At 38.3% G+C, this 12,827-nt stretch carries 12 protein-coding genes and 1 pseudogene; 10 read left to right on the forward strand and 3 right to left on the reverse strand.

From position 1 onward, the window contains the following. Window positions 1–69: 69 nt before the first annotated feature. Window positions 70–1,284: a multidrug effflux MFS transporter gene (locus MJX77_RS09090; protein ID WP_252061246.1), complete on the forward strand. Its 1,215-nt coding sequence runs from the start codon at window positions 70–72 to the stop codon at window positions 1,282–1,284. Window positions 1,285–1,309: 25 nt separating this feature from the next. On the opposite strand, the gene MJX77_RS09095 is transcribed toward MJX77_RS09090, so the two are convergent. After that, the gene (locus MJX77_RS09095) at window positions 1,310–2,017 is read right to left on the reverse strand and encodes a nitroreductase (protein WP_111856209.1); all 708 of its coding nucleotides are present in this window, start codon (window positions 2,015–2,017) and stop codon (window positions 1,310–1,312) included. Between the two features lie 507 nt (window positions 2,018–2,524). On the opposite strand from MJX77_RS09095, the gene MJX77_RS09100 reads away from it, so the two are divergent. From MJX77_RS09100 to sbmA, 6 genes are all read left to right on the forward strand, one after another. Then, window positions 2,525–2,728, forward strand: coding sequence for a hypothetical protein (locus MJX77_RS09100; RefSeq protein WP_111856210.1), 204 nt, complete (start codon window positions 2,525–2,527; stop codon window positions 2,726–2,728). A gap of 157 nt (window positions 2,729–2,885) precedes the next feature. Then, the gene (locus MJX77_RS09105) at window positions 2,886–3,053 is read left to right on the forward strand and encodes a hypothetical protein (RefSeq protein ID WP_116772752.1); all 168 of its coding nucleotides are present in this window, start codon (window positions 2,886–2,888) and stop codon (window positions 3,051–3,053) included. A gap of 99 nt (window positions 3,054–3,152) precedes the next feature. Continuing rightward, the gene (locus tag MJX77_RS09110; protein ID WP_005309848.1) at window positions 3,153–4,628 is read left to right on the forward strand and encodes an alanine/glycine:cation symporter family protein; all 1,476 of its coding nucleotides are present in this window, start codon (window positions 3,153–3,155) and stop codon (window positions 4,626–4,628) included. A 170-nt stretch (window positions 4,629–4,798) separates the two neighbouring features. Beyond that, window positions 4,799–5,773 carry a patatin-like phospholipase family protein gene (locus MJX77_RS09115; RefSeq protein ID WP_216070996.1) on the forward strand — a complete coding sequence of 325 codons (975 nt, stop codon included), beginning with the start codon at window positions 4,799–4,801 and terminating at the stop codon, window positions 5,771–5,773. A gap of 204 nt (window positions 5,774–5,977) precedes the next feature. After that, window positions 5,978–7,213: a threonine ammonia-lyase gene (locus MJX77_RS09120; RefSeq protein ID WP_013196924.1), complete on the forward strand. Its 1,236-nt coding sequence runs from the start codon at window positions 5,978–5,980 to the stop codon at window positions 7,211–7,213. A 237-nt stretch (window positions 7,214–7,450) separates the two neighbouring features. Further along, a complete protein-coding gene (sbmA, locus tag MJX77_RS09125; protein WP_151767612.1) occupies window positions 7,451–8,647 on the forward strand; it encodes a peptide antibiotic transporter SbmA in 1,197 nt (398 codons plus the stop codon). 40 nt (window positions 8,648–8,687) lie between these two features. Here the strand turns inward: sbmA and MJX77_RS09130 are convergent. After that, window positions 8,688–9,436 (reverse strand): annotated as a pseudogene (locus MJX77_RS09130) (DUF4850 domain-containing protein). Window positions 9,437–9,559: 123 nt separating this feature from the next. Here MJX77_RS09130 and MJX77_RS09135 point away from each other — a divergent pair. The 3 genes from MJX77_RS09135 to MJX77_RS09145 all read left to right on the forward strand — a co-directional run bounded on the left by MJX77_RS09135 (window position 9,560) and on the right by MJX77_RS09145 (window position 12,060). Then, on the forward strand, window positions 9,560–10,624 hold the full coding sequence (locus MJX77_RS09135) for a DUF1176 domain-containing protein (RefSeq protein WP_252061247.1): 1,065 nt from the start codon (window positions 9,560–9,562) through the stop codon (window positions 10,622–10,624). 63 nt (window positions 10,625–10,687) lie between these two features. Further along, the gene (locus MJX77_RS09140; protein WP_252061321.1) at window positions 10,688–11,431 is read left to right on the forward strand and encodes a hypothetical protein; all 744 of its coding nucleotides are present in this window, start codon (window positions 10,688–10,690) and stop codon (window positions 11,429–11,431) included. Between the two features lie 110 nt (window positions 11,432–11,541). Then, complete coding sequence (locus MJX77_RS09145; protein ID WP_004789310.1) at window positions 11,542–12,060, forward strand: hypothetical protein; 519 nt, start codon at window positions 11,542–11,544, stop codon at window positions 12,058–12,060. Between the two features lie 80 nt (window positions 12,061–12,140). Here the strand turns inward: MJX77_RS09145 and MJX77_RS09150 are convergent, their stop codons facing one another. Continuing rightward, window positions 12,141–12,719 carry a DJ-1/PfpI family protein gene (locus MJX77_RS09150; RefSeq protein ID WP_252061248.1) on the reverse strand — a complete coding sequence of 193 codons (579 nt, stop codon included), beginning with the start codon at window positions 12,717–12,719 and terminating at the stop codon, window positions 12,141–12,143. Between the last annotated feature and the right edge of the window lie 108 nt (window positions 12,720–12,827).

Raw genomic sequence — 12,827 nt, forward strand, 5'->3', positions numbered from 1 at the left:
TTGCACAAATCATACGATAGACAGTGTAAGCTTGTCTGTATGCAAATGATTGAAAAATGAAATATCGTTATGTCTGAACAAACAGCCCAGCGTCAATACTCTATTGGCTGGATTATGCTGCTCGCTTTGCTTACGGCTTTAGGGCCATTATCCATCGATATGTACTTACCTGCTTTGCCACAAATGGCTCATGATTTTGGGGTAAGTACGCAAATGGTGGCAAATACATTACCAGCGTACTTTTTTGGTTTAGCTGTTGGGCAGTTGGTTTATGGTCCTCTAAGCGACCGTATTGGTAGAAAAAAACCACTTTACTTTGGCCTCGCACTTTACGCAGTCGCAAGCTTATTTTGCGTATTGGCAACAAATGAATGGGGCTTGATTGCTGCTCGTATTTTGCAGGCTTTAGGTGGTTGTGTTGGCGTGGTCATGGCTCGTGCAGCAATACGCGATAAACTCGATGTTCAAGGCTCGGCACAAGCTTTTTCAAGCATGATGATTGTAATGGGACTTGCACCAATTTTGGCACCTATGATTGGAGCATGGATTTTAATCTGGTTTCCTTGGCAAGCTATTTTTATTGCCCTTTCAATTGTTGGCGTTATATGTTGGCTGTGTGTACATTTCTTCTTTAAAGAGACCTTAGCCACTGATAAAAGGCTTAAGCTTTCACCATATCAAGTAGTGACCCTCTATGGGGCTATTTTCAAAGATACGAGCTTCCGTTTACCTATGTTTGCAGGGTGTTTAACAGGAGCAGCGCTATTTTGTTATATCAGCTCGGCACCAGCAGTTTTCATGGATCAGTACGGACTAAATCAACAAGAGTTTGCTTATGTATTTGGACTAAATGCTTTTGGCATTATGTTGATGTCATCTTTAAATAAGCACTTAACAACACGTGTTGAAATCACTAAACGTTTAAGAGCTGGTTCAATGGTACAAGTGACAGGGGCAAGCATTGTATTAATTGCTGGCTTAATTCCAGCAGCACCTTTATGGTTTGTAATGTTAGGGCTATTTTTAGCGATTTCAGGGATTGGTTTAACAGGACCAAATGCAATGGCGTTGGCAATGTCTAAGCAAGGCGCACGAGCAGGAACAGCAAGTGCAATCATGGGAAGTATGCAATTCGCTTGTGGCCTTTTAGGTGGTGTATTACTTAATTTCCTTATTTGGTCTGCGTCGCTCAATATGGGCGTGATGATGGTGTTATTTACACTGAGTGGTTTTATTGTCGTATTAAAAGCGACGAAACAGGTAGCAATAAAGCCATTCTCATAGTTTTAAGAGAATGGCCACTTATATATTATTCGTCTAGAAAAACTGCGAAATTTTCAACTGGTTCTCTAGGGGTAATAAAGGTATTTACAATGTGGTTGGGATCAGCATGACCTAACGCAATTGCACATACGAGTTCTTCTTCATCTGATGCACCCAAGATATCTAAAACCACAGGGTGAAAATGGTTCCAAGCTGCTTGTGGGCATGTATCTAAACCACGTGCCTTAGCAGCGACCATCACGTTCTGGATCATCATTGCGATATCCATTTTAGACCCGATTCCCATTGTTTTATTTACAGTAAAGAAAAGGCCGACTGGAGCATCGAACAGTTTGAAATTACGTAACTGCTGTTCCGCCATTTTTTCTTTTTCGCCTTTTTTGATTTCGAGTAGACCATAGAGTCCCCAACCATTTTCACGGCGGCGATCAATAAATGGCGATATCCATTTTTCAGGATAATAGGCAAAGGTTTCTTTATATTTTTCTGCAAGCTCTGGGTTTTTTGAAACTTCAATTTGTGCTGCACAAACACGCTCTACCATTTCATCACGCTTGTTTCCTGTTACCACATAAACTTTCCATGGTTGAGTATTTGTTCCAGAAGGTGCTCGACTTGCGACTTGTAATATATCTTTAATGACTTCTGACTCAATTGGAGTATTTAAAAAAGCGCGGACAGAATGTCGAGAAGTGATAGCTTCATCAACGAGACGAACTTGTTCCAGATTCATGAGTACTCCTACATCTTTTTCGTAAATATTTCATACTTTTTGAAGCTTACTTTCATACTGTGAAAGTACTTCATTTATAAGCAAAAAATATTAGAAAAGAGATATGCTTACAGGTATGATAATTTAATTAGTCTAGACATATTGTCTGATTAATCATAATTCGAATATGCCACTTTAGATTTAAATAGACAAAATAGTGTGATTTTGTCGGTTATAAAAATAAAAGCATAACAGTGAGTGGGTGAAAAATATTCAATTGAAATAAAGGTATAATATGTTTAAAAACAGTACAAAACGGATAGTTTTATATAAAATATGACCATTTTTTATATAAAATTTTAATGAAAAATATACACAAAACTTTAAATTTCTGCATAATACCGACTTTTTTACGCAGGTATGATTTCTCCATACTCACGTTAGGAAATGCTGGCTGCAAACAAAATTCTTTTACAAAAAGGATTTAGATGCAGAAATGGAGAAATACACGAGGTATAGGAGCTTTACATGAGTTTACCACTCATCAACAAGCAGTTCATGAAACAAGGATTGGCGATTACCATTGCAACCATGAAAATGAACGTAACTCAAGCAGCTACTGAGCCACAAAAAATACAACAGCTTAGTACAGGTCTAAACGCACTCTTCTTTGATCGTGAAGAAAAGGGCGCAGATAGTCGCGTTATGGCGATGGCTCGTTACAGTCTTTGAAATTTATATCCAGTTTAGACATTTGTTCAAAAGTATATGTAAATATGCTTATTGGCTTAAATCCAGATTTTGTAAAACTCGCTTAACTGATGGGAATCATTAGACGAGTTTATTTAGCGGTGGTCATTTGTTAGTTTCCAAGTTTGTAGCTGAGTCGATGCATACTGTTTTTCCGAAAGCGGAAAAGTTCAGTAGTGCAATGATATTATTTTATCTGAAGGTCGCTTTCTCTCATGCAACCTTCAAAGGCTTAGTGTTGGGCATGATGTTGCTTAAACTTGTGACGGTAATTGCTATTCAATTGACATTAAAAGTTTTTTCTTGAATTTACTGAAAAGTCCCGGTTTTTAGGGGCTTTTTTGTTTATTGCAGTATTTTGGCATGTGCTTTTAGCACATTAGCAAGGAACGTAAGCGGACCGAGTATGAATGAACAACTCAATGCCACACTGATGTCGTGGGTAAAATTTTTTAATGACCCTTTATGGGACTTTTTGGTTATTTTCTTGCTAGCTGTAGGTATTTTTTATACGGTCTTAACAGGAGCTGTGCAAATTCGCATGTTCTTGCAAAGTATCCGAGTGATGAAAAGTAGTCGTACAGAAGGGGAAGATGAGCATGGTCTTACACCTTTCCAAGCGTTTGTAACTGGCCTTGCGAGCCGTGTTGGGGTAGGTAATATTGCTGGTGTAGCAATTGCTATCGCAATTGGCGGTCCTGGTGCAGTTTTCTGGATGTGGGTAACTGCTGTTCTTGGTATGAGCTCTGCTTTTATTGAATCTACGCTTGCTCAGCTATTTAAAGTTAGAGATAGTAAGAGTAAACAGTTCCGTGGTGGACCAGCCTACTATATTACTCAAGGTTTGCGCAGTAAAACCTTTGGTGTGGTCTTCGCACTTGCATTGATCTTTACCTACGGTTTCGTATTTAACTCAGTTCAAATCAACGCGATTGCTAATGCATCTTCACATGCTTGGGGTTGGGATAAAGCAAATGTTATTGCTCATCTAGGTGGTGTTGATCTAGAAATTTCATGGGTTGGTATTGCACTTGTCGTTATGGTTGCATTGGCAATTTTTGGTGGTATTAAGCGTATCGCTAAATTTGCTGAGATGTTTGTACCTTTAAAAGCAGGTCTTTACCTATCTGTTGCTCTCTATATTGCTATCAGTAACTATGCGATTTTGCCTGATATTTTAAAGCTGATTGTGACTGAAGCTTTCAACTTTAATTCTGCAGCAGGTGGTTTCTTTGGTGCGGCAGTTTCAATGGCAATGATGCAAGGGATTAAGCGTGGCTTGTTCTCTAACGAAGCTGGTATGGGTTCTGCACCAAACGCAGCAGCTGCGTCTGATGTAAAACATCCTGTAAACCAAGGTTTGGTACAAATGCTCGGTGTATTTGTAGATACGTTCATTGTATGTACAAGTACTGCAATCATTATTTTGGTTTCTGGTGTTTACCAAGATGCAGGTTTTGTTGGTGTTGAATTAACTCAACGTGCTTTAGAAACTCAAGTTGGGCATTGGGGATCGGACTTCCTTGCTGTTCTATTATTCTTGTTCTGTTATTCAGCTGTACTAGGTAACTATGCCTATGCAGAAGGTAATGTACAGTTTATTAATAACAACCCGAAAGTCATGTTCATCTTCCGTATTTTTGTATTGGTGATGGTGTACTTCGGTGCAATTGGTAGTGTTCCACTCGTTTGGTCTATGGCTGACTTGTTTATGGGTATCATGGCAACCATTAACTTGATTGCAATTTTACTGTTAACACCGATGGCACGCACATTGTTGAAAGATTACCGTGAACAATTGAAAAAAGGCATTAAAGAGCCTGAGTTTAAAATTGATAAATATCCGGAATTGAAGAAAAAAGTTGATTCAGATATCTGGTAAGTTACAAAAGGCCTCTTATAAATAAGGGGCCTTTTTCATAAGGGGGATAGATAAAATACTTGAGTCTAAATTTTAAACATGACAAATTAAATAAATTCAATACAGCTTTTAACGAGACTAACAACTAAAATTGCAATCCGAACTTAAACCTCATAGTGCGAAGATAGGCCATGAAACAGCTTAAATTGTGGGTTCTCGGACTCTCTATGGTGTTGGCAGGATGCCAGACCACTACACACTTATCTGCTGCGCTCAAATCACCAACAGCAGAGGCTTATGCTCGCTCTGTTGATCAGCCATTTGCACGAATTAAAAAACAGCAAAAACGTCCTGTGGTTGCACTCGTATTGGGTAGTGGTGGAGCACGAGGTTATGCTCATATCGGTGTCATTGAGGTTTTGGAGCAACATGGTATCCGACCAGATTTTATTGTAGGTACCAGTGCGGGTAGTATTGTTGGAGCACTTTATGCCAGTGGTAAAAGTCCTGCTGAATTACGGAATACTGCTTTAAAAATGAAAGCTGGCGATGTGCGTGATATTAGTATCGGACTAAAAGGTTTTTTTGATGGTAAAAAAGTAGAAAACTACGTTAACCAGCAAGTAAACAACATCCCACTCGAAAAAATGAAAATCCCAATGTATGTGGTTGCAACTGAATTAAAGCATGGCACTAAAACCGTATTTAACTATGGTAATACTGGGCAAGCCGTAAGAGCATCTGCTTCGATTCCAAGTATGTTTGTACCCACTAAAATTGGTAAATCTGAATATGTAGATGGCGGCTTGGTCAGTCCTGTACCAGTTGAGGTTGCACGTGACTTAGGTGCTGATGTGATTATTGCAGTTGATATTTTAGCTCAGCCTATTTACACGGAAACATCGAATGTTTGGGGACTGTTTAACCAGAATATTAATATTATGCAAGGTCGTTTGGCGGCAGAAGAATTACAATATGCGGATGTTGTTATTCAGCCAGATTTAAGAGAAAAAGCCCATATTTTTGATGTGAAAGGCCGTGAAGCTACCATGAAATCTGGCATCGATGCAGCCAATGCCAAACTTTCTGATATTCAGTTTGCTATTGATGAAAAAATAGCTGAACAGAATATGTCTACTGAAGGGTTAAGTGCACAAACTCAATAATTTGATGTTAATTGTTTGAAAATTAATTAAAAAGCCTGAATAGGGCTTTTTTTTATGTGAATTTAAATCCTTAATTTTTGGAATAAAAATTTTTGTATATTAGGTATATGTTGGATATGCTGAAAACTCTGATGACCAATATAAAATATTGATGTCATTTTTAAAAAATAATTGATTTGTAATGTATTGAGGCTGACTAGATAAATGATACAGCAACAGGTTAAAAATGGGTTTCCAACATTAGATGATGTTCATGCTGCCGCAGAGCGTTTAGAAGGTTTAGTCGTAAAAACTCCTTTTGTTTTCTCAGAAACCATTTCTAAAACCTTAGGGGCTGAGATGTGGCTGAAATTTGAAAACTTACAATTTACCGCTTCTTTTAAAGAACGGGGTGCACTGAATAAACTGTTGTGTTTATCTGACCAAGAAAAACAACACGGTGTTATTGCAGCTTCGGCAGGAAATCATGCGCAAGGCGTAGCGTATCATGCTCAGCGCACAGGCGTGACAGCAACTATTGTAATGCCGAAATCTACACCTAATGTAAAAGTACAACGAGTGCGTGAATATGGGGCACGTGTCATTTTACATGGACAAGACTTTTCAGAAGCTGCTGCTGAAATGCACCGTGTTGCACAAGAAGAATCTTTAACAATTATCCATCCATTTGACGATGCAGAAATTATTGCAGGTCAGGGAACTATTGCGCTCGAAATGCTTGCAGCTGTTCCTGAACTAGACATTTTAGTTGTGCCAATTGGTGGTGGTGGTCTTATTTCTGGTATTGCGATTGCTGCCAAAGCCATAAATCCCAAAATTAAAGTGATTGGGGTGCAATCGGTTGTATATCCGAGTATGGCGAAACTTCTATGCAATTATCAGCATGCTGTTTCAATGGGCTCTACAGTTGCAGAAGGTATTGCGGTAAAAACTCCGGGCGAGCTTACAACTCAAGTTGCTAAACAATATGTTGATGACATTGTTGTTGTTACTGAAGACATGATTGAAGAGGCAATTGCACTGTTACTTAATATTGAGAAAACAGTGTGTGAAGGGGCTGGTGCGACAGGTATTGCTGCAATCATGTCTCGTCCTGATCTATTTTTAGGTCATAAGTTGGGTGTGGTGCTGTCTGGTGGCAATATTGATACACGCGTTATGGTCTCTGTATTGCAACGTCATTTAACGCGTACAGGGCGTATGGTCCGTATTCGTGTTGAATTACCAGATAATCCGGGTGCTTTAGCTCGTTTAACTGCAATCATTGCTGAGCAAGGCGGTAATATTTATGAATTACGTCATGAACGCTTTGCAGCAACAAGCCGTGCCAAAGAAAGCGCTGTGAGTGTTGATGTTGAGCTTAAAAGCGCATCAGACCTTGATTTGCTGATTCAGGCAATGCAGTTGGAAGGTTATATTGTTCGTAAAGAAGAGATTTAATCTCTGATATTGCTGTGTTATAAAAGCCGTATATGGCTCTATCGAGAGTCATATACAAGGTAATTTAAATGGATTAAATTGCCAAAAAGGGATGAATTTACAAAAAAACGATCAAATCCTTCAATGAAACGGGAAAAATTGACAATTCTCTAAACTTTGCCCTTCACAATTTTAAGGTTTAGGTTTTAGTATTCCTTCCATTGTAAATTTGAAGAAATATAAGGATATCCACGCTCAATGTTCAAATCATTCTTTCCATCACCACGGTATTTTTTTATATCTGTAGTTATTTGGCTCGCGCTAAATATGGTGCTCTGGTATACGGGGGGAGATCACTGGGGAGAGTATTTAGGCTTTCCTCATGGTTATGCAGATGCTGAGTTGCCTATTGGGGTAAGCCGTTTTTGGTCACCTGCATTTTTATGGTTCTATCTCTGGTTTTTAGTCTCTACTGCTCTTTTTGCTGGCTTTTGGAAAGTTCTTTCTAATAATCCATGGCAGCGTTGGTCTATATGGGGCTCTGCATTTATCTTATTTAATATCTGGTTTAGTGTTCAGGTCAGTGTTGCGATTAATGCATGGTATGTACCATTTTGGGATTTAATTCAAAAAATGCTTTCGAGTGGCGGGGGAAATGTTTCGGCACTCTATAGTGAGACTATGGTCTTTCTTTATATTGCTATGGTTGCTGTGACTCTTGCTGTAATTAATGCTTTTTTCACAAGCCACTATGTATTCCGTTGGCGTACAGCAATGAATGAATACTACACAGAACATTGGGAACAACTGCGTCATGTTGAAGGTGCTTCGCAGCGTGTGCAAGAAGATACCATGCGCTTTGCAACAATTTTGGAAGATTTAGGGGTAGAGTTAGTAAAAGCAGTTATTACATTGATTGCGTTTTTACCTATTTTATTTCAGCTGTCTAAACACGTTACTGTTTTACCTATTGTTGGTGAGTTAAATCACTCTTTAGTATGGGCCGCAATAGTGTGGTCAATTTTCGGTACTGTTCTATTAATGGTAGTAGGGATTAAGTTGCCAGGTTTGCAATTTAACAATCAGAAAGTAGAGGCGGCTTATCGTAAAGAACTTGTCTATGGTGAAGACCATGCTGATCGCGCACAACCTGCTACCTTGCGTGAGTTATTTAGTAATGTACGTAAAAATTATTTCAGACTTTACTTCCATTATGCCTATTTTAATATGACAGCTATTTGGTATGGTCAACTTGATGTTTTATATAACTTGGTTGTCCTTTTCCCATCGATTGCTGCTGGTAAGCTCACATTAGGTTTGATTCAACAAATTGCAAATGTATTTGGGCGTGTACGCGAATCCTTCCAATACTTAATTAGTTCATGGAAAACAATTATTGAATTACTTTCGATTTATAAGCGTTTAAAAGCTTTTGAGTCGATACTACATAAATAAATGAAAACCCGCAAAAGCGGGTTTTTTCATAAGTATTGGATTAGTGAGTTGCATTATAAAAATTAAGGATAGGGCCAACCAAAGACTGCTGAGATTTATCTAAGGTGACTTGAATCTCTTTATAGTTAAAAGTGTCCTCATCATGATATTTGGCAATACCATGCGTTTTATTGTTCACTTGTGGAATTTGATAACTAAAAAAAGCGACTTTTTTAGAGGGGTGAACAATGTTAATGAGTTTTTTAGAGTCTTTGAATCCGCCAAACTCATTTTCAAGACTTTCTTTTAACAGCTCAGGAAAATAAAGCGTTGCATTTGGTAGTCCACAGCCAACACAAAATGAAGAATCATAGAGTTCTATTGCTTGTTTTTGATCTGTACTCATTATTAGAGCAAAACCAGTCCCATTAGCGCCTGCATTTGCTTGCACATCTTGCCAATTTCTTGGAACGAGCACTAAGCCTGTTTCAGGTAATGCAAGAAGCTTGAGTTGTTTTGCATGTTGAGTATCGAGTTTAAAATTAAAAAGGCAACTTTTAGGTGTACACGTTTCAAAATCTTTAAGTAAACCATTCTCTGTTGGACTTTGTGCTGTAACACCATAAAACGGCACTGTAACGCCGTTTAAAAACTTTGCCTCTCCTAGAGCGTAGAACTATTATCTGCTTTGCGGGTTGCAGCAGAGCTATAAAACTTTGGGAAATGAGGCATAAAGCTTTTTACTTCTGCATAAGCAGTTGAAGTTAGACTGACCAATGCTGTGCATAATAAAAAATTTAATTTTTTCATTTTTAGAAAGTAATCAATTTAAATCTTATATAAATCTAACATATTCTTTTAAACTGTAAGGTAATTCAAAATTGAAAACTGTTTTAACTTCATAATAAAACAGACCAGCAGAGACATGAAAAAATGAAAAAAATCCTTTCAATGTGCTGTTTATCAGTCATCAGTTCTTATGGTTTTGCTCAAGACATAAAAGGTATTTCATTTTCACACCAAGAATGGGAAATCTCTTGTAGCAATACGGGTACATGTAAAGCCGCAGGCTATCAAAATGAAGACAATGGTGATAATCCAGCTTCAATTTTATTAACACGTAAAGCAGGGCCAAAACAACCTGTACAAGCCGAATTTGCTTTATCAGACTATGAGCAAAGCTTGCCAGCCAATCAGCTTAAAAATATTCATTTTTATGTAAATGGCAAAGATTTAGGCACTGTAACTATAGATGGTACCGATTTGCCATTGATGGGGAAATTGAATAATTCACAAGTCAACGTTGTACTACAGCAGTCTAAACAGAAAACTGAAATTGTATTTAAAAATGCGCAGCATGAATGGAAAATTTCCGATGCAGGAATGACCGCTGTGCTATTAAAAATGGATGACTTTCAGAAGCGTATTGGGACTGTTGGTGCTTTAGTTAAAAAGGGAAGTGCCAATGAAGCTAAAGTACTTATGCTTGAGCCAAAACTACTTGTTAAACGCATTAAAACTACAGCCAAACCTTATTTAACGCTACAACCGAAAAGCAAGCAGTATCAAGCAATACACCGTAGCTTGATGGCAGCTAATCCGAATCCTAAAGAAGACTTTTGTGAAGGAATTTATGGTGGTAATAGTGATGGAGCTGAACCACAAAAAATTGAGCTATATAAACTAACCAATAAGAAAGTTTTGGTGACTACGTTGTGTTGGAGAGGGGCTTATAATGAAGGGTATGGGGCGTGGGTACTCGATGAGTCTTTGGCTGGTAAGGCACTGTTTGTGACAGAAACAGCTTCTGATTTCGATAGTGGTATTATTAGTAGTGCTCAAAAAGGAAGAGGCATAGGCGATTGCTGGGCAAGTGAAGAATGGGTATGGGATGGCAAGAGTTTTGTACACACAAAAGATATGTGGACAGGGATGTGCAAAGGCTTGGCAGCAGGTGGGGTGTGGGAGCTTGATCGAATTGAAGCTATTGTAAAATAATGCATTGAATATATAAGAATAGTCTAAGGAAATAAGATTTTGAATTATAAAATTAATTTAAAAATGGTTGCTTTAGCAGCTGTATTAAGTTGTTCGGCCATATCCGTTTTTGCTGCGCCATTACAAATTTTGGAATTTAAGAAAGGGCAACTGAGTTCAACAGAGCAAAGTCAATTGTGTGAACAAATAAAAGATTTATGCCACCAAGGCGCGCAATGGCGTAGTCTAAAAACTCCAGACCAAAATTTATGGATATTATCGAGCCGTAATGATATCGCACAGTTTAAAGCTACATCTACAGGTTTTAAATTAGTCAGCAAATGGAATATTGTGACAACAGGAAGCGAAGATGGCTTTTATAAACAATATATATTTCCTAAGCTTTTTCCACTCACTCAACAGCGTTATGCAATTGCAATAATTGATCAGCTTTCTGAAATGTATTCGGGTGGTGGGGCTGGAATTGAACGGGCTAGCTTTTATGAGTTAACAGATTCTGGAACGGCACATCAATTTATTGCGAACTATCCATTTAGTTTTAGTCGGATGATTAGAGCATGTTTTTCTGAGCAGGATTATGAAAGTTCTAAAGGAAATTGTCATGATGAAGATAGTCTCAGTCTAGATATTCGTCCGATTAAACCTATGTTGTGGCAATTTCGCTATCGTTATAGTCTAAGCGTATCACCTGCCTCAGATTCAGGTGAGAAATCTTATCAGGGCAGTAGAAATTTAAATATTGATTTAAATAAAGCACCAGAACAGCCAAATATTCCAGAAGCATGGAATTATGCGGGAATGGGCTAATTATTAAAGTAATTGTTAAATTTGAAGAAATAGACGATTTACAGAGTCATAACAGGTAACACCACTAGCTCTGTGATACAAAGAACAGATTGTTTATTGGAGCTAGACCTATGTCACGTCAAGTTTATGCGATTGCCCGCCGTAAGTTTTCACATTTGAGCCGTTCAGTCTGTATGGCAGTTGCTGTACTGGGTACAACACAAATTGCGATGGCGGGTCCCACGGTTGATCAGTTAAGTGACTGTTTAGTTAAGGCCACAACGGCTTCAGACAAGACCACTGTGCTTCAATGGACATTTACGGCTTTAGCTGCCCATCCTGATTTAAAAGCATTTAGTAATGTAACACCTGAGCAAAAGGATCAGTTAGATCAGAAACTGGCGCAGGTTTTACAACGTGTGATTGTGGAGCAATGTTCTACCCAAACTAAAGCTGTGATTCAGGCTGAAGGTGTGAAGGCAGTTGGGGAAGCTTTCCAGCAGTTAGGCCAAAGTGCTGGCGAAGATATTGTTAAAGATCCTGCAGTTAAACAGCAGCTGCAGGGCACATTACGCTATATCGATTTAAATAAATTGGTGACAACGTTTTTAACACCAGAGATTTGGAATAAGTTGGGAATCACAAGATAAAAAATCTAGTTTTCTATTTTAGTAATAAAGCCTGCTATTTAATCAGCAGGCTTTATTTTAATTAGGATGAAGAGGTCTATTTAGATCGTAATCTTAGCGCCTAAAACTTTTACAAATTGTGCTAACCAAGCTGGATGTGCAGGCCAAGCTGGGGCAGTCACCAAATGACCATCTGTAACTGCTTCAGTCACAGCAATATCTGCGTATTGTCCACCTGCCAATTTTACTTCGGCAGCACATGCTGGATAAGCTGAGCAGAGGCGACCTTGTAATACATCTGCCGCTGCGAGTAACTGAGCGCCATGGCATACGGCTGCTATCGGTTTTTTCACTCGATCAAACTCACGTACAATTTCGACAACACGGTCATTCATGCGTAAATATTCTGGTGCACGACCACCCGGAATAACTAGACCTACATAATCTTCAGTATTAATGGCATTAAAATCATAGTTAATCGCAAAGTTGTGGCCACGTTTTTCGCTATAAGTTTGTTCACCTTCAAAATCATGAATAGCCGTCGCAATATGGTCGCCGTTCTTTTTATTTGGGCAAACAGCATGCACTATATAACCTAAACCAGTTAAGAACTGAAAAGGAACCATGGTTTCATAGTCTTCTGCATAGTCACCGACCAACATTAAAATCTTTTTAGACATGATTTATCTCTCTTTTTAAAATATAAGTTATCTAAATTCTTAATTTAAATTAGCACAGTCACTAAGTAATTTTTTAGGAAAAAGTGCATTCTTTAGTCGAAGGATGCT

Source organism: Acinetobacter sp. AHP123 (genome assembly GCF_023757925.1).
In the GTDB taxonomy this organism is placed as follows: Bacteria; Pseudomonadota; Gammaproteobacteria; order Pseudomonadales; family Moraxellaceae; genus Acinetobacter; species Acinetobacter oleivorans.